Here is an 18,566-nt window from a genome sequence, read left to right on the forward strand (position 1 = left end):
TATTTTCAAACTATTATTAAATCAAGTTAATTATATTAGTTATCAAATTAATCAATTAAATAATGAGGGATATAAAATGGGGGATTTTAGGTTGTGGTAATGTTACCGAAGTTAAAAGTGGCCCTGCGTATATAAACACTTCAGGTTTTGAGGTTGTAGCGGTGATGCGCCGAAATGAAGAGAAGGCAAAAGACTATGCCAATAGGCATGGTATTAAAATATACTACAGCAACGCAGACGATTTAATTAATGATGAAAATGTTGATGCTATTTACATTGCGACACCTCCTGATTCACATAAATATTATGCCTTGAAAGTAGCTCATGCAGGAAAAATTTGTTGTATAGAAAAGCCCATGACTCCCAGTTATGCTGAAAGCTTAGAAATTTTTAATGCGTTTAAATCAAAAGACATTCCCTTATTTATAGCATATTACCGAAGAAGTTTACCGCGATTTAAACAAATTAAATCTTGGTTAGATTCTGATGCTATTGGAGATATACGACACATAAATTGGCAATTTACCAAACCGGCCAGCGATTTAGATAAATCGGGCGAATACAATTGGCGTACCGATTTAAATATTGCCCCAGGAGGTTATTTCGATGATTTAGCAAGTCATGGCTTAGATTTATTCAATTATTTAATTGGTGATATCATAGAAGCAAAAGGCATTAGTTTAAATCAACAAAATTACTACAGTGCTAAAGATGCATTTTCTTCCTGCTGGCTACATGGTAATGGAGCCACCGGAGCCGCATTTTGGAATTTTGGTGCGCATAAGCACTTCGACGAAGTGGTGATTTATGGAAATCGCGGTGAAATTTCATTCTCTATATTTCATAACAACCCAATAAAAATTGAAAGTATTAATTATAGAGAAAGTATTTTTATAGAAAACCCTAAGCATATTCAACAGTTTCATGTTGAGGCTATGCGAGATATGTTGATTCATAAAAACATGCAACATCCTTCAATGGGGGCTTCAGGGTTACATGCAAATTGGGTGATGGATAAGATTTTAGGAATTATATAATCCTGATAATAAGCCTTAAATAAAAAAAGCCCTTCTTGCGAAGGGCTTTGGTGCGTTAGTCATGTTTCTTTTTAGGGACAAAATAGTTTACTTTATGTTTCATAGCTAACACACTTTACTATAAACATGTCAATATTTGTGCCAAAATTAATATTTATATTATAAATACGTTACATTTTTTTATAAAGTTCTCTTAATTTTTTCGCGGTCATTTTTTGCTTCCACCCCTTACCCAGTGCGTTCTCCCAAAGTGGCTCCAAACCTAAAGACACATTAATCATAGTATCTAATTCAATATCAGATAAGTCACGACAAATACCTTCTGGCAATTCGATATTATACTTTGATTTCATGGCTTTAAACATTTGTACTCCTTCCGGATAAAATTCTTCTAATTGATCGAAAACAATACAATTTCCTATGCCGTGCTTAACACCAAGCACATAAGCCAGTCCATAGCTCATAGCATGAGCCACACCTACTTGAGAATAAGCTATACTCATGCCTCCATGCCAAGAAGCCATCATGAGTTTTTCCTGAGATTCAACATCAGATAGCGCTCCTTCTAAAAATATGCTTTTACATAGCTCGAAAGCCTTTTCGCCATAGCTCTTACTAAACTCATTTAAATAAGTTCCCTCTAACGACTCCACACAATGAATATAACAATCCATACCTGTATAAAACCATTGTTCTTTAGGAACACCTTTTGTTAATTCTGAATCAAGAACTACCTGATCGAAAGGTGTATAATCTGAATTAATTCCTAATTTTTTATCAGGTCCTGTTAACACCGTAGTTCTAGAAACTTCGGCACCAGTTCCAGAAATGGTAGGTATACCAACATGATAAATGGCAGGATTTTTAACTAAATCCCAACCTTGATATTCATGGCTCTCCCCTTCATTGGTTAACATAATTGACACGGCCTTGGCTAAATCCAATAAGGTACCTCCTCCTATTCCGATAATTCCAGATGGACGCTCTTTGGTACTTAATATAATGTCTTCAACTAGTTCGTCTACTTGCGAAGTCTTTGGTTCTTCAGCCGATGATATGTAAATAATTCTATCATCATACGATAATTCGATTCTAGAAATCAACCATATATTATTTTTAAAAACATCGTCAATTAAATAAATAAACGGTGCTTTAGCATTTTTGCGCTTTGGGGCCAAAATGTCGTTTAACTGATTGAAACTACCTCTGCCAAAAACAACTCTTGGCACCATTGGAAAGTTTTTATATTTCATTTAATATATTTCCTTTTAACATCTAAAATAGAAGTATTATACTTCTTATTTTTTCAATTTTTAATCGATTTTTACAATCAATCATTATAATAAATCAATAACTTCTTTTAAGCTACTTATCGTTTTATATGTTTTACCGTTTGTTTCTTTTTCTGTAACCTGCTCATGCGCCCAGGTAGTATGAAAAGGAACATGAATGGCGTGCGCTCCAATATGCACTAATGGTAATACATCAGATTTTAAAGAATTCCCTATCATTAAAAACTGTGATGGTTTAATGTCTAAATGATTCAATAAATTCGAGTAATTAGTCTCCTTCTTATCGCTCAATACCTCAATATGGTGAAAATACTTTGCCAATCCTGATTTCTCTAATTTTCGCTCTTGATCTAATAGATCTCCTTTAGTCGCTAAAATTAATCGGTATTTTTTTGACAATGATTCTAGAACTTCCTGAACACCATCTAACAACTCAACCGGTTTATTTAGCATGTCCTTTCCTATTTCTAATATAGCCTCTATAGATTTTGCAGAAATATTATAATTAGATTGTTCCAGAGCACTTTCTATCATAGATAACATAAAAGCTTTAACGCCATAACCATACAAAGGTAAATTATAAATTTCCTTCTTAAAGAGCTCCTGATCGATTGTGTTCAAAGTCTCATAATCAGAGAGGAGTTTGCCAAAGGCAACTTCAGCTTCCCTAAAATAGGTTTCGTTCACCCATAAGGTATCATCGGCATCAAAACCAACAACTTTTATATTATTATAATCTATTTCCATTCTCGTTTGGCTCGCTCTAAGTCCTCTGGCGTATCAATTTCAACCCCTAAAACATCTGTTTCTACCATTTTAATCCGTTTTCCATATTCTAAATATCGAATACATTCAATCTTTTCCGACGCTTCCAAAGGCAGCATTGGTAATCGGTAAAAATCTAAAATAGCTTCTTTTCTAAAAGCATAAACTCCTTTGTGTTTAAAATATTTTACACCTGCATTCTTATCTCTGGGATATGGAATAGGGCTACGCGAAAAATACAGTGCAAAATTTTCCCGATCCACAATAACCTTAACCGTATTTGGGTTTTCTATCTCTTCTGAATCAGTAATATGTACCATTAACGATGCTAAATCGATATTTTTATCATAATCATCTTTAAAAACATCTATTAATTTCGATAAGGATTCTTTATCTGTGAACGGCTCATCGCCCTGAACATTAATGACGATATCAATATCCATAAACTCCACGGCTTCAGCAATACGATCACTTCCACAATCGTGTTCTTTTTGACTCATCATAACCTTACCGCCAATCTTCTCAATTTCTTTAAAGATTATTTCACTATCGGTTACAACATATACTTCATCAAATAATTGTGTTGCTATAGTAGCCTCATAAGTTCTTACAATAACAGGTTTACCTCCCAAGTCCTGCATAAGTTTTCCTGGAAAGCGTGACGCACTGTAACGTGCTGGAATCATTGAAATAATTTTCATCTCTTAAAAATATGATTCAAAAATATAATATTTATTAGAGGTTTCATGTCTTATTTGACCGAAACTTTCTATAAAATTTATAAATAATTAATAGTATGAGCATTGTTAACACAAAAGCAATTACCGGCAAGAAAATCGACAAAATCGACAATACGAATGCCGAAATAGTTTCCACTAACGATACCATCGGGTTAGTAACGCCACCCGTTACCCCTGTAGAAACTAATCGCGTAGTTGATGAACTACCCGAAACTGTTGTTGCCGTACCTGCCCCAGCAATTATAGCTAATGCCCATGTTATGGCAGGACTTAAATCTGAAACCACAGAAAGCATAATCACCACCCCGGCAAAAGCTGCTAGAGGCACCGAAATGCTGTCGAGCAAATTATCTAGGTATGGAATGAAATACGCAGATATTTCAACCATTGTAGCTACACTTAATATAATTAAAGCGATTTCACTGCCTAGCCATTCCCAAGAAGTATTTAATTCCCAAACTTCAAAATACGACGCTAAACTTAAAACCAACAAAGGTAAAAACACCCTGAATCCAACGGAAGCAGCCAGGCCTATACCTAGAAAAACACTTATTATACTTTGTGAGTCCATGAATTAAGATTCATTTTCGAAAAAATCGCTTTTAAAACCTATAAGATACAATTTTTCTTTTGCCCTTGTAACAGCTGTATAGAGCCAGCGTAAATATTCTTTATCGATCCCATTAGGTAAATAAGGCTGCTCTATAAAAACCGTATTCCACTGCCCTCCTTGTGATTTATGACAGGTAATAGCATATGAAAATTTAACCTGCAAAGCATTAAAATATTTATTAGCCTTAACCTTTAAGAACTTTTTATACTTAGCGGTTTCATTCTCATAATCTTTCATTACTTCCTGATAAAGCCTATTGGAATCCTCATACGATAACGATGGTGTTTCTGCCTCAATAGTATTTAATAGTAATACGGTTTCGAAAGGTGCCATCTTAGGATAATCGACCATCCTAATCTTTACTTCTGCAAATCGAAACCCATACAAATCTTCAATTCTGAAAATTTCTAAAATCTCGATAATGTCTCCATTCGCAATAAAGCCTGCTTCGGTAGTTGGTTTTATCCAAAAATAATTATTCTTAACCACCATGAGATAATCACCTGCCGAAAGTTCACTCTCATTAAACAATATGCGTTCTCTTATGTTCTTATTGTATAAATTGGCGCGCTTATTGCTTCTAACTATAATAGCCGTTTCCTCATTACCAAGATTGCTGTAAGCATCGTTAATGGCGTCCATGATTTCATAGCCATCGACTAATCTAATAATGTCTTTAAAGCCTGTTAAATCAAATTTAAAACTCTCATAAGTTTCATAGAATAAGGTTTCACGTAAAATTGTGGCATTGGCTAAAATCCCAGAATCCTTTTCTTGCCTGACAACTTCATCCATTTCCATCTTAATCACCTCCTTATTATAATTTAACTCCAGTGTCTTTTCATCAAGTGCAGGACTCAATTCTAATTTAACAGGAGGCAATTGTGCTGTATCACCAATTAATAATAATTTACACTGATGTCCTGAGTACACATACTGCATTAAATCATCTAACAAAGACCCATTTTCAAACAATTTTGAATCACCCGGCGTATCAGGAATCATAGAGGCTTCATCTACAATAAAGATGGTGTTCTTATGTTTATTAGGCTGAAGCACAAAAGACACACCTCCGCCTTTGTCTTTCCTGGGAAAATATATCTTTTTATGAATAGTAAATGCTTCTCGCCCTGAATAATTGGAAATTACTTTTGCTGCCCGACCCGTTGGTGCCATTAACACGGAACTTTTCTTTGCTTTCCATAAATTATTAACAATAGTTCCTATAATTGATGTCTTTCCGGTACCAGCATAGCCCTTTAAAACATATAAAGTATTCGGGTTTTTGTTAAAAATAAATTCAGAAAGTTGTTGAAGAACAATATTTTGTTTTAAGGTGACTTGGAATGGAAATTGCTGTTTTATAAGTAAATAAAATTCTGATGAAGTCATTTAAGGGCTTAGAATATTTAAATTATTCAAAGATAGAAATGATTTTATTCTTAATAGGTTTTAACGATTAAAAAAAAATTGTAGATTTGCGAAAGACCTTTAATAAAATTTAATTAATACGATATGTTGAAATTTGTTCTTATTGCTGTTGCAGTAATTGTCCTTGCTTTTGTGTTTATAAAAGTAATTGATAAGTATTTACCAATAAAACTTAAGCCCGTTGTAAACCTTGCTCTTTGGGTATTAATTGGTTTCCTTGGTTATCAGACTTATATGTCTATTTATACACCAATTTTATTCAATAAAGAAAAGAACAAACGATACGCCAAGGTTATTGAAAACCTTAAAGACATAAGAGATTCTGAATTAGCGTTTAAACAAGTTACTGGCAAATTCACCGATAACTTTGACAATCTAATAAAATTCATAGACACTGCTGAGTACACCATAACACAACGTCGTGATAGTAGTGTTTTAGACAAAGAGCAAACAAAACTTTTTGGTGTAGATATGTATAAAGATATTGTTGTAATTGATACTTTAGGATATGTACCTGTTAAAGATTCATTATTTAAAACTTCTAATCGCTACAAGACGATGATGAATGTGCCTGTTGGTGAGCCTGGAGCAAAATTTAAATTACAAGCTGGTTTTATAGAACAAAACAAAATAAATATTCCTGTTTTTGAAGCCTCTGTTAGTAAAGATGTGATTCTTTTCGACCAAGACAGAGACTTAGTAATTCAAGAAAAACAAGTGGTTTCTGTAGATGGAGTAAACGGAGCTGAACTAAAAGTAGGATCTATGGAAGAAGTTAAAACCATTGGTAACTGGCCAAAAACATATGGTGATAACGAGTAATTCGACACATACAACATTAAATAAGCAATTGTCCATTCAAATTAGTTTGAGTGGACTTTCTTTTTGTATTCTACAGGATAATTCAATACTCCATTTAAAAGAAATAGATTTTGAACGAAAACTAAATCCGATAGAACTTTTAGCCGAACTAAATAACGTTTTTGAAACAGAAGCGCCTTTAATAGATAGTGCCTTTAAAGAGGTCGTATTAATTCATGATAATGAATTGGCCACTGTAATTCCGAAACCGTTATTTAATGAGGAATATATGGCAGATTATTTAAAGTTCAATTCGAAAATCTTAAAGTCTGATTTCATCGCTTATGACGATATATTAGTTAATGACAGTGTTGTGGTTTATGTGCCTTACATAAATATCAACAATTATATCTACGACAAGTTTGGCACCTTTACTTATAAACATATCTCAAGTGTTTTAATACAGGAAGTTCTCAGTATTGAGAAAAATGTATCCCAAGAATCTAACGTTTACATTAATTTAAATAAAGGACATTTTGAAGTTCTAGTTATAAAGGATTCAAAATTACAATTCTACAATTCTTTTGAATATAAATCGAAAGAAGATTTTATTTATTACACCCTATTTACAGCGGAGCAACTTAATTTAAACCCTGAAACATTAAAATTGTTTTTTATTGGTAACGTTTCTAAAGATGACGATATTTATAATATTACATATAAATATATACGTCACGTAGACTTCTGTAATTTCTCAAAAAACTATCAGTTTTTAAACAAGCAAGCTCCTTTACATTCACATTTCACTCTTATCAACAGTTTTTAATGCGCATTATCTCAGGAATTCATAAAGGAAGAAAAATTATAGCACCAAAAAAATTACCGGTACGCCCTACCACCGATATGGCTAAAGAATCTCTTTTTAATATTTTAGGGAATCATTTTTATTTTGATGATATTTCAGTTTTAGATTTATTTTCAGGAAGTGGAAATATAAGTTACGAATTTGCATCACGAGGAACAACCGACATTATTTCTGTCGATCAAGATTTTGGTTGCATCAAGTTTATCAACCAAACAGCACAAACGTTTAAAATGCCCATTCAAACTATTAAAAGTGACGTTTTTAAATTTTTAGAAAAAACTAATATCCAATCTACCATTATATTTGCCGATCCGCCTTACATCTTTTCAATAGAGGAGTTTTCAAGAATTCCTGAACTTGTTTTTAAGAACAATCTTTTACAGGAAGAAGGTGTACTCATTGTTGAACATTCCAAACACATGAACTTATCGGAGCTAGATTACTTCAGTTATTCTAAAAGTTACGGCGGTAGTACTTTTAGTTTTTTTGAGGCTCAATTATAAATACTACTTTTCTTTCTTAATAACTTTTTTTTCAGTAAATTAGAACTTGTAGTTTTGCTTTGCCTCAACTCTTACATAACATAATCATTATTAAAACTATTGTTTATGGTTAATTATGCTAATAACCAATTAATAATCATAAACATGAAAAATTTCTTATTATCAGTACTGGCTTTAATTTTAATTACGGCTTGTCAACAACCTAAACAACGCTATTTTTTCGATTCACCTGAAATTCAAACTTTAAAAGCTGGAATTAAAGCTTATGAAGATCAAGACTGGACAAGTTGGAAAGCTAATTTTGCAGATACTGCGAAAATCCATCATAACACAGTTAAAGGTATTTCTGTGGATGAGAATTTAAAAAATCTACAAGGTATGATTTCTAATTTTTCAGATTACGGTTTTGAAGACAAAGGTGCCTTTACAGAAATGGTAATTGATAAAGACGAAGAAACCTGGGTTAATTACTGGGGAATATGGAAAGGACATTTATCAGAAAATAATAAAGAAATTGTGATTCCTGTTCATTTAACAGCTCAATTTATTGATGGCAAAATAGTTCAGGAATATGTGTATTATGATTCATCGAAACTAGTCGCTGAACTTCAATCGATAGCCGATGAAAAGGCAGATATGTCTATGATGGAATTAGAAGAATGATAAAAATCAATCTCCATGAAAACGATTAGCTTTGCTTTACTTGTTGCTACCATGCTACTTTCACCAATACATCTTCTGTATTCACAGCAAATGTATCAGGTGCACCAAGACAATGTAAAACCTGCGAAGGTTTTTGAATACGAAATGGTCGCCAGAGATTTTATTGAAGCTTGTATTACCCATAACCCGCCTACAAAATGGATTACAGCCGTTATTGACGATTTCCGGTATCTTTATATAAGTCCGATGGATAATTATGCAGAATTAGACAAGCGTCCATTTAAAGATATGGCCGATACTATGGGAGATGAATTTGGGACTTTATTCAATCGGTTTGATGCTTGCTACGATGCGCACACATCTTATGTTATTACCTTACTTGAAGACTTAACGTATATGCCACAAGGTATTAGTCAAACCCAAGAAGGCAAGAATAATCGTAAATTTATTTTTCTGTATTACAGTCCTGATAACGGCAAAGCTTTACATGAGGCTATGAAAAAAATCAAAGAAGTGTTTGCCAGTAAAGGTTCTAATGAATATTATCGTGTTTACAGAAGTGGGTTTGGAACTCCGGAAAACTACTTATTTATTGCTATTTCCTATAAAGATCAAATTGAAAATGTTGTTAAATCTAGGGCTAATCAACAATTATTGGGACAGTCTGGACTCGAAGCCTTTTCACAAGTATTAAAACATATTCTAAGATATGAAGAATACAATGCAGAGATGCGTCCCGACCTAGCATTCACCCCACGATAATAACCATTACAATACATAAAAACCCCACTTAAACAAAGTGGGGTTTTATATATAAGTAAATCTATAAGCCGAATTCTGTACTCACGTTAATGAGCCCTTATCATTTATCTGAATGCATTGTTACCAATACACTTTAGCTGCCTACCCTCCAACAATCGAACGTGTCGCCCTCAAACGTTGGTATACATGACATTGCACCACATAGAGTTTACCTGATTTCACTACAGCATTACCTGTACATCCTTTCTGTTGCACTTTTCCTAACCTCTCGGCTGGTGGCCATTAACCACTATGTTACACTATGGTGTTCGGACTTTCCTCTATTTTTATAAAATAAAAACAGCGATAAGGCGATCTACTAGCCCACAAAAGTACAATTAATTGTTAATAACTCGTGCTAAATTTCATAATCTATATTCATATTTTAAAGTTGAATTTTTAACTTTGTTCTACAATAAATTCTATGGAGCATTTCGTTGTATCGGCAAGAAAATACAGACCGCAAACATTTAAAGATGTTGTAGGTCAACAAGCTATTACAAATACTTTATTAAATGCTATAGAAAATAATCATTTAGCTCAAGCTTTATTGTTTACAGGACCTCGTGGCGTTGGTAAAACCACTTGTGCACGTATATTGGCTAAAATGATTAATAGTGATGGTCCTGAAACTACTGATGAAGATTTCGCATTCAACATATTTGAATTGGATGCCGCCTCTAACAACTCGGTTGATGATATTAGAAACTTAACCGACCAAGTGCGCATCCCGCCTCAGATTGGTAAATATAAAGTTTACATTATCGATGAGGTACACATGTTATCACAAGCGGCTTTTAATGCCTTCTTAAAAACATTAGAAGAACCTCCTAAGCATTGCATCTTTATTTTAGCTACCACTGAAAAACATAAAATAATTCCAACAATTTTATCGCGTTGTCAAATTTTTGATTTTAAACGTATTACGGTAAAAGACGCGAAGAATTATTTAAAATATATAGCAGAGGAACAGGGTGTAAATGCCGATGATGACGCTCTTCATATCATAGCCCAAAAAGCAGATGGCGCTATGCGTGATGCACTATCAATCTTCGATCGTGTGGTTAGTTTTTCAGGTAAAGACTTAACGCGACAAGCAGTTACTGAGAATTTAAACGTACTAGATTACGAAACGTATTTTAAAAGTACCGATTTAATCCTAGAAAATAAAATACCCGACTTACTCATTCAGTTTAACAATACCCTTTCAAAAGGATTTGATGGTCATCACTATATTGCTGGCTTAGCATCTCACTTTAGAGATTTGCTGGTTTGTAAAACTCCTGAAACTATAGAATTATTAGAAGTAGGTGAAGAAACTAAAAAGAAATATCTCGAGCAGTCACAAAAAGCTTCGCAACACTTTTTAATTGAAGGTATTAATTTAGCCAACGAATGTGATCTCAAATATAAGAGCAGTAAGAATCAACGCTTACTCATTGAGTTATGTCTCATGCAACTTGCCTCTATCACTTTTGATGGAGAAAAAAAAAATAGCAGACGTTACATAATTCCAGCATCATATTTCAGACAAAAAGGGATTCAGCCTATTCAGGTAAAAGTTCCAAATGCTTCGGAAAGTGCTACAAACTCTGGAGAATGCACTGAAACTATCAGCACCACAAATAAAGAAAATAAAACATCGGTATTTCAGGTTAACGATCCTCCAAAAATTGTACTTAAAAAAGAGTCCAAACGTACATCAGGACTTTCTTTAAAAAGTATTCGTGCAAAAAAGGAGCATGAAATAAAAAAAATGGATGTGGTTGTTGAGGAAGAACATCTTCCCAAAGAACCTTTTACAGAAGCTCAGTTAGTGCAGACATGGAAAGATTATATTCTTTTAATTAGTAAAAAAGGACAACATAATCTAGCTTCTATTTTATCTATAGACACGCCTAAAGTTAAAGAAACAACCATACATTTAGAATTACCAAACGAAACGAATAAGGTTGAAATTGAACGTAATCAATACGATTTATTGTCGTACATAAGGAAAACCTTAAGTAATTTTGATATTAATTTATCCATTACGATAAATGAAGTGTTAGAAAAACAATATGCGTATACGACTCTGGAAAAGTTTGAGAAGCTAAAAGAAAAAAACCCTAACATTGATCTTTTAAGAAAGGCTTTCGACCTGGACGTATAGTAAGAATAGTACTCAATTAACATATTATGCTTGGATTAAAATTACCGACAGACCCAAGATGGGTGAACATTGTAGAAAAGAATATTGAAGAAATTCTTACCGACCATGCTTTTTGTGAGCAGAAGGCTACCAGTACAGCTATTTCTTTAATTGTGAGTTTCCCAGAATATACCGAATTGGTTCAGGAAATGACGGCCTTAGTGAAGGAGGAAATCAGCCATTTTAAAATGGTTCATGATAAAATTATCGCGCGTGGCTGGACCTTAGGACGCGATCGCCGGGATGACTATGTTATCGAACTTATGAAATTTTTCCCAAAAGGCGGTAGCAGGACCAATCAATTGGTACATCGTTTATTATATGCCGCCTTAATAGAAGCCAGAAGTTGTGAGCGCTTTAGATTACTGTCGGAAGAACTGGAAGACAAAGAACTCGCCGATTTTTACAGAAAATTAATGGTAAGTGAAGCTAATCATTACACCATGTTTTTAGGCTTTGCGAGACAATATGGTAATAAAAAAGAAGTTGACACCAAATGGCAGCAACTTCTTGAATATGAAGCTAAAATTATGTCAAAATTAGGAACCAGCGAAGCTATCCATGGTTAAAATTTATACCCAACACCAATTTGAATATTGGTGTTTTTTGCTTCTACACTTAAATGATCATCAAAAACATTAGTAAACCCATAAGTATATCGGCAATCTGCAAATAATACATGGGATAATTTAACTTGAATACCAGCCACTCCTGAATAAGCAAAGTTTTTTACACCATCTTCAAATTTATGAACTTTTAGGCCAATCTGAGGTCCTAAACCCAAATGCACTTTTTCAATAATTTTGAAATTAAAAAATAATGGCATTTGAATGTAATCCAAATTCAAATCTTCCTCCTTGGCTCCTTCCGCAGAAAATTGTAATTCCGGAATAAAGGATACCGCATCCGATAATCCTATATCAGCTAAAAAACCAATATAGAAACTATTTCTATGTTTATTTTCAATCTGAGGTGTTCCATCAAAATCAAGGTTCGATATATTATAACCTCCTCGTACACCAAATTTTACATCTTGGGAAAATCCGTAATAAGAAAAACCAAGTAGTACTGTAAATAGTAATATTTTTTTCATAATTAAATAGGTTTGGGTTATGATTTTGCAGCAATATTTCGTGTACGAATATATGTGATAAAGCTAAAAGAAAACAATTTTACAAGTTGAACTGCAAAATTTTACTGTGTATTGCTAGAAACCGTATCATAATAAATACTTTTAATAACCCCATCTGCAAGACCTATTTTAGGAACGTATATGTCTTTTGAACCACTCCATTTCATAGCCGACAAATAAATACGCATAGCTGGAATAATAACGTCTGCCCTATCCTGATTAAGATTTAATTCTGTAATACGCTCTTCGTAAGAATAGCTTTGAAGTTGATCATAATAACTAGTTAAATAGAAATAGGACAAGGGTTTTCCCATGGCTTTACCAGAAATTTTAAAAATTTTATTAATGTTACCTCCCGAACCTAAAAGAGAAATTTTATCATAATGCTTCGTGTTTTCCGCTATCCATGTCTGCAATTCATTCCATGTTTCTTTAGAAACCATATCGTTGAGTAATCTCACCGTTCCTATTTTAAAAGATCTTGAACAAACCTGATTACCGTCATGAATAACCGTAAATTCGGTACTACCCCCACCAACATCGACATACAAATAGGTTTTGCCTTTATCGATATAAGTATTTAAATCTGTAGCCGCAATGATGGCTGCCTCTTCTTCTCCGTCAATAATATCTATATTAATATCGCAATTTTGAGCTATTAAATCAACTACCTGCCTACCGTTTTTAGATTCTCGCATCGCAGACGTTGCACAGGCTTTATACTTAACCACTTTATGAGACTTCATAAGTAACTTAAAAGCCAACATAGTATCTAACATCCGTTGGGTATTTTCTTTTGAAATTCTGTTATGAACAAACACATCGGCTCCTAAACGAATAGGCACACGTACCAATGAGTTCTTTTTGAATTGTACTGGTTTACCTTTCTGCTCAATAATATTTGAAATAAGTAATCTAACGGCATTGGATCCAATATCTATCGCGGCATATTTTTTTATCGAGAGCATATTAACTGTTTATTTTGTTTAAATAATATTCATAGGTAGCATACTGTGAACGCACCTTTTCTTTATTATCTTTTTTATATTCATTAACTTCAGAACTATTTATAAGACGCGCTTTAACATTATCACTCCAGCAAATATCTAAAGTATCCATTATTTCCTGTTTAATATCTTCATCATATATAGGACAGCTTACTTCTACCCTATTATCAATATTTCTAGTCATCCAGTCGGCAGATGAAATATACACCTTCGGATCACCATTGTTACCAAAAACATAAACTCTGGGATGTTCTAAGAACTTATCTACGATACTAATTACTTCAATATTCTCACTCATTCCGGGCACTCCAGGGATTAAACAGCAGATGCCACGAATAATCATTTGAATTTTCACTCCGGCATTACTAGCTTGATATAATTTATCTATCATAGCATAACTAGAAACACTATTCATTTTAAGTCTGATATAGCCTTCTCGTCCTTCTTTTACATTTTTAATTTCAGCATCAATAAGCTTAAAAATCGCCTTTTTAGTATAATGTGGCGATGTAATTAAATGTTTATATCTGTATATTTTATAATTGGTTTCGAAAAAGCTAAATATTTTATTTACATCTTTTAAAATTTTACCATTTGCAGTAAACAAGGTATAATCCGTATAAATTTTAGCAGTCGATTCATTAAAATTTCCCGTACTTATAAAACCATAGCGTTTTATTTTTTTCCCCTCTTCTCTTTCGATAACACACATTTTACTATGAACTTTTAGGCCTTGAACCCCAAAGATAAGGTTAATGCCCTCGTCTTCCATTTGCTGAGCATAATCTATATTGGCCTGCTCATCGAAACGCGCCCTCAATTCAATTGACACCGTTACAGTCTTACCATTAATAGCTGCATTAATAAGCGAACTGGCAATATGTGATATTTCGGCTAAACGATAAATGGTAATTTTAATGGTTTTCACTTTCGGATCTAATGCGGCTTCACGTAAAAATTTAACGACGTACGAAAATGTTTGATAAGGCGCATACAATAAGTAGTCTTTTTTCTCGATAGCTTCAAATATACTATCTTCTAAACTTAAACCTTTAATTGGAAGCGCTTCTATTTTATCATATAACAAATCTGTTCTTCCCAAACTTGGAAACCCCATATAATCTCGTCTATTATGATAACGACCACCAGGAATGACACTATCCATATCATCAATTCCCATTTTAGTCATTAAATAATCTAAAGTTTCCTGATCAATAGTTTTATCGTAAACAAATCGAACGGGTTCACCTTGTTTCCTATGCTTAACACTATCGGATACTTTATCTATAAAACTTTTACTTAAATCACTTTCAAAATCGAGTTCACCATCACGCGTAATTTTAATCATATGAGCCGAAATAGTTTCATAATCGAAAATATTGAAAATATCCCTCAGGCAGTAACGCAATAAATCGTCCAGTATAATAATATAATTTTTATCACCTTCCTTCGGTAAAACTACAAAGCGATCTATGTTTTTAGGAATTTCAATAAGAGCATACTGTTTATCACCCGATTTCATTTCCATTTTCACTGCTAAATAAGCAGCACTATCTTTTAAGTTAGGTAGTACCACATCATCATTTAAAATAATGGTTACTAATGCCGGACTTACATTTGAAATAAAATAACGGCGAATAAATTCATTTTGAATGTTATTTATTTCGGTTTCATCTATGATGTAAATATTCTCATCAGCCAATCGTTTATGAATTGCTTCTAGAATTTCTAGGCTTTCACTTTGCTGATTTATTACAATTTGGGTAATAATTTCCAGTAACTCCTGGGCTTTAATTCCTCCCAGCTCATTTTTACCTTCTTTACCCGCTTCAACAATTCGTTTTACCGTGGCGTAACGCACCTTAAAAAATTCATCTAAATTATTAGAAAAAATCCCTAAAAACCTTAACCGTTCTATTAAAGGAACATTTTCATCGGAAGCTTCTTGTAAAACCCTTCCATTAAAATCTAACCAGCTTACTTCTCTATTTATATATTTATTTGTGTGAATTTCAGGTTTGGTCATTCGTATTTCTTGCATTTATCCAGATATATTCACAAATATATCTTTTTTGATTTAGAATTTATTGATAAGAAATTAAGTATTCTCTATTTTTTTAAATCTCTCGGAAAAAGAGACAGCACGGTTTTACCTTGGTCAAGATACCTCCATGAATCCACATCAAAATCTATGACTACCACACCCGATGTAGGGACATTTTCTATAAGTTTATCGCCAAAAGCATTTACAAAGTAGGTAATCGCATGATTGTGACCAAAAACCAGCAAAGTGTTTACCGCATCTTCAATGTCAGAGATAACCTTAACAAGATCCCGACCATCAAAATCATATAAACTGTAACTATAATGAATTTTATGATGATAAATATCCAATCCTTTTGTGAAAATATCGGCCGTTAATTTAGTTCTGTTGGAGTCACTACACAAAATTAAATCGGGCCCTGGAATAAGATTATTTGCTCCTAAATACTCCGATACCAATTTAGCATCATTTTCTCCACGATTATTTAATGGTCTTTCATGGTCTATGACATCATATTCCCAAGAGGATTTTGCATGCCTTACAAGTATAAGCTTTTTCATATTATTTCGATTAAATGATACAAAATATCGATTAAATGTTTTTTTTCTCGATAAAATTCATTTTCTTTGTTTTATAAATGGAATAATAAAAGTAACAAATACAGCAATTAAACAACAACTATTGAAAAACAAAACTCAATGAAAACAAACTCCGGTCGTTAAACGAACAAAATCAACCGATTAACAACAATACCGTTGCGTTTTATCGTTTTTTTGAGGATTTTAGCATTTATTTTTGAAAAGCCAACGTGTTGTCTGTTCTTTTGTTGTGTATAAATATAAAATTATGACCCCAAATCTAATTTCTCCTTTAAGTTTTTGTACTGTCTAAATCAGTGCACTTCCCTCATTCTTTATAGAAAAATTAGATTAGAATTTAATATAGTTAATAGCATATTAAACAAATAATACTATTAGAAACTCAGCTACTCAACTTTTGGCTTATGAAAACGATTACTCTTAATCTGTACCGAAAGGTAAATCTACTTTTTAAACGATATCTTTTATTTTTTGGTTTAATACTGTTTGGTTTAACCAATGCTAATTCTCAGTGTATTATTGACACTGCTGCTACCGGAGGTGACAATATTATGTCTGGTGCAGAATTATTAGATTATATTAATGATAATAATTGCTCAGGTACTCTGACTATCGAAGCACCTGTTGATATTATTTTATCATCCGATACTGTTATCCCTAATTCTATAGATAGGCTAGTCATTAAAGATGGAGCTCAGATTTTATGGTCAACTAATAATGTAGGGTTATACTTAGCTGAAAATTCCGCTATAGTAATTGAAAATACTACTGATACTGGACCAACAACAGGTGCGCTTGGCTCTACAAGTCCTTCTTGTGGAAATACGCGGGCAGTTTATATTGGCTCTGTTAAATATTCTGCATGTGCGGGTGGAGGTAATGTATGTATCATTTTTGCTGAAGTTATTGAAGCTGGAGGTACAATCCAATTGGATCCCGATTTTGGAGTAATTTCAGGCACGGATAACGAAGTTTGTTTTGCTCCTACATTAATAGATTTACAAATTAATGGATTTGTGGAGGGATCTCCTAGCTACGTTTGGACTACTATAAACAAACCATCAGGGGCCAATGTTACATTCGATCCAAGTAATACTGTTGAAGATCCAACGGTCACTGTATCTCAACCTGGAGTATATGAATTCATGATAGAAGTAACCGTTCCTCTAAGTACTGACTGTTTAGATCAGACTGTTACAGTTAATACTACAATCGAAATAGAATTTGTTGATACTATTTCTATCGATTTAATGTCAATTACACCTGGTAGTGGAGGTTCTTGTAATTTGGTTGTAGACTTTACAGGCACAACCATGAACGCTGGACCTAACTCTTCCTACCTATGGGAATTCGGTGATGGTAATACCAGTACCGACCTAAATCCAACACATACTTATGCTCAAAATGGAGAATATATAGTAACACTTACTGTTACAGATCCTGAAGCTATTCCAGATTGTAATACTGTAATAGCATCTGAAACAATAAATTTAACTGATAATAGCCCTACTATAACGGGTAATTTAACTCCATCATCAATAATAGGATGTACAATAGCAGATGCTCCAAATGCCTTTACTACAGTAGCTGAATTAGAAGCGCTTGGCCTACAAATTAGTGATGAAACTTCAGATTTAGACTTAATTGTAAGTCACTCAGATAATCCTCAAAATTCTTGTCCCATTACAATAACAAGAACCTATACGATCACAGATGATTGTTCAAATTCAAATACAATCGATCATATAATTACGATAAACATCCCTGACTTTACTTTACCTGCTGACGGTGCTAGTACGGTTAATTGTCTTGTAGATGCTCAGGTACAACCAACGCCTCCTAGCGTTAATGATGCTTGTGGAAATGCTATTACACCGGTTCTTAAAACTACTCCTAACAACATTGCATGTGATGGTGATATGATATGGGTATTTACTTATACTGATTGTGAAGGCAACTCTCATGACTGGTCTTATACATACACTATAGACATCCCTGACTTTACTTTACCTGCTGACGGTGCTAGTACGGTTAATTGTCTTGTAGATGCTCAGGTACAACCAACGCCTCCTAGTGTTAATG

At 33.4% G+C, this 18,566-nt stretch carries 18 protein-coding genes and 1 other RNA gene; 9 read left to right on the plus strand and 10 right to left on the minus strand.

Annotated elements, in window-relative coordinates; all coding sequences use genetic code 11:
* The first annotated feature begins 62 nt into the window (after positions 1-62).
* Positions 63-1,037: a Gfo/Idh/MocA family protein gene (locus tag H611_RS0106595; protein WP_035483609.1), complete on the plus strand. Its 975-nt coding sequence runs from the start codon at positions 63-65 to the stop codon at positions 1,035-1,037.
* A 170-nt stretch (positions 1,038-1,207) separates the two neighbouring features.
* On the opposite strand, the gene H611_RS0106600 is transcribed toward H611_RS0106595, so the two are convergent.
* The 5 genes from H611_RS0106600 to H611_RS0106620 form a co-directional block, all read right to left on the minus strand.
* The gene (locus tag H611_RS0106600) at positions 1,208-2,290 is read right to left on the minus strand and encodes an iron-containing alcohol dehydrogenase family protein (RefSeq protein WP_027137614.1); all 1,083 of its coding nucleotides are present in this window, start codon (positions 2,288-2,290) and stop codon (positions 1,208-1,210) included.
* Between the two features lie 84 nt (positions 2,291-2,374).
* Positions 2,375-3,076: an HAD family hydrolase gene (locus H611_RS0106605; RefSeq protein WP_027137615.1), complete on the minus strand. Its 702-nt coding sequence runs from the start codon at positions 3,074-3,076 to the stop codon at positions 2,375-2,377.
* Complete coding sequence (kdsB, locus tag H611_RS0106610) at positions 3,067-3,795, minus strand: 3-deoxy-manno-octulosonate cytidylyltransferase (protein ID WP_035483611.1); 729 nt, start codon at positions 3,793-3,795, stop codon at positions 3,067-3,069. The genes H611_RS0106605 and kdsB overlap by 10 nt, the downstream gene beginning before the upstream one ends.
* 43 nt (positions 3,796-3,838) lie before the next feature.
* Positions 3,839-4,405 (minus strand): DUF4126 domain-containing protein, encoded by a 567-nt coding sequence (locus H611_RS14650; protein WP_084158156.1) that lies wholly within the window; start codon positions 4,403-4,405, stop codon positions 3,839-3,841.
* A gap of 3 nt (positions 4,406-4,408) precedes the next feature.
* Positions 4,409-5,839 carry an ATP-dependent DNA helicase gene (locus H611_RS0106620; protein WP_027137618.1) on the minus strand — a complete coding sequence of 477 codons (1,431 nt, stop codon included), beginning with the start codon at positions 5,837-5,839 and terminating at the stop codon, positions 4,409-4,411.
* Between the two features lie 123 nt (positions 5,840-5,962).
* Here H611_RS0106620 and H611_RS0106625 point away from each other — a divergent pair, with 123 nt between their 5' ends.
* The 5 genes from H611_RS0106625 to H611_RS0106645 all read left to right on the plus strand — a co-directional run bounded on the left by H611_RS0106625 (position 5,963) and on the right by H611_RS0106645 (position 9,472).
* Positions 5,963-6,700: a hypothetical protein gene (locus tag H611_RS0106625; protein WP_211223797.1), complete on the plus strand. Its 738-nt coding sequence runs from the start codon at positions 5,963-5,965 to the stop codon at positions 6,698-6,700.
* Positions 6,684-7,505 (plus strand): DUF3822 family protein, encoded by an 822-nt coding sequence (locus tag H611_RS0106630; protein WP_027137620.1) that lies wholly within the window; start codon positions 6,684-6,686, stop codon positions 7,503-7,505. Before H611_RS0106625 ends, H611_RS0106630 begins: the two co-directional genes overlap by 17 nt.
* Positions 7,505-8,047 carry a 16S rRNA (guanine(966)-N(2))-methyltransferase RsmD gene (rsmD, locus tag H611_RS0106635; protein ID WP_027137621.1) on the plus strand — a complete coding sequence of 181 codons (543 nt, stop codon included), beginning with the start codon at positions 7,505-7,507 and terminating at the stop codon, positions 8,045-8,047. The genes H611_RS0106630 and rsmD overlap by 1 nt, the downstream gene beginning before the upstream one ends.
* A gap of 144 nt (positions 8,048-8,191) precedes the next feature.
* Positions 8,192-8,710: a hypothetical protein gene (locus H611_RS0106640; protein WP_027137622.1), complete on the plus strand. Its 519-nt coding sequence runs from the start codon at positions 8,192-8,194 to the stop codon at positions 8,708-8,710.
* Between the two features lie 15 nt (positions 8,711-8,725).
* Positions 8,726-9,472, plus strand: a complete 747-nt coding sequence (locus H611_RS0106645; protein WP_027137623.1) for a PH domain-containing protein — start codon at positions 8,726-8,728, stop codon at positions 9,470-9,472.
* 48 nt (positions 9,473-9,520) lie between these two features.
* Here the strand turns inward: H611_RS0106645 and rnpB are convergent.
* An RNA gene (gene rnpB, locus H611_RS14490) (RNase P RNA component class A) lies at positions 9,521-9,834 on the minus strand.
* Between the two features lie 101 nt (positions 9,835-9,935).
* Here rnpB and dnaX point away from each other — a divergent pair.
* Positions 9,936-11,663: a DNA polymerase III subunit gamma/tau gene (gene dnaX / locus H611_RS0106650; protein WP_027137624.1), complete on the plus strand. Its 1,728-nt coding sequence runs from the start codon at positions 9,936-9,938 to the stop codon at positions 11,661-11,663.
* A gap of 26 nt (positions 11,664-11,689) precedes the next feature.
* A complete protein-coding gene (miaE, locus tag H611_RS0106655; protein ID WP_027137625.1) occupies positions 11,690-12,271 on the plus strand; it encodes a tRNA-(ms[2]io[6]A)-hydroxylase in 582 nt (193 codons plus the stop codon).
* Here the strand turns inward: miaE and H611_RS0106660 are convergent.
* The 4 genes from H611_RS0106660 to H611_RS0106675 form a co-directional block, all read right to left on the minus strand.
* A complete protein-coding gene (locus H611_RS0106660) occupies positions 12,268-12,795 on the minus strand; it encodes a porin family protein (protein ID WP_027137626.1) in 528 nt (175 codons plus the stop codon). The two genes, miaE and H611_RS0106660, sit on opposite strands and share 4 nt — an antisense overlap.
* 101 nt (positions 12,796-12,896) lie before the next feature.
* Positions 12,897-13,802, minus strand: coding sequence for a Ppx/GppA phosphatase family protein (locus H611_RS0106665; RefSeq protein WP_027137627.1), 906 nt, complete (start codon positions 13,800-13,802; stop codon positions 12,897-12,899).
* A gap of 1 nt (position 13,803) precedes the next feature.
* Positions 13,804-15,882: a polyphosphate kinase 1 gene (ppk1, locus tag H611_RS0106670; RefSeq protein ID WP_394330426.1), complete on the minus strand. Its 2,079-nt coding sequence runs from the start codon at positions 15,880-15,882 to the stop codon at positions 13,804-13,806.
* A 68-nt stretch (positions 15,883-15,950) separates the two neighbouring features.
* Positions 15,951-16,445 (minus strand): SixA phosphatase family protein, encoded by a 495-nt coding sequence (locus H611_RS0106675; protein ID WP_027137629.1) that lies wholly within the window; start codon positions 16,443-16,445, stop codon positions 15,951-15,953.
* Positions 16,446-16,888: 443 nt separating this feature from the next.
* On the opposite strand from H611_RS0106675, the gene H611_RS14065 reads away from it, so the two are divergent.
* Positions 16,889-18,566, plus strand: a 1,678-nt coding sequence (locus tag H611_RS14065) for a PKD domain-containing protein (protein ID WP_035483614.1), incomplete at its 3' end; no start/stop codon positions are given.

The organism is Gaetbulibacter saemankumensis DSM 17032, assembly GCF_000425645.1.
Lineage (GTDB): Bacteria > Bacteroidota > Bacteroidia > Flavobacteriales > Flavobacteriaceae > Gaetbulibacter > Gaetbulibacter saemankumensis.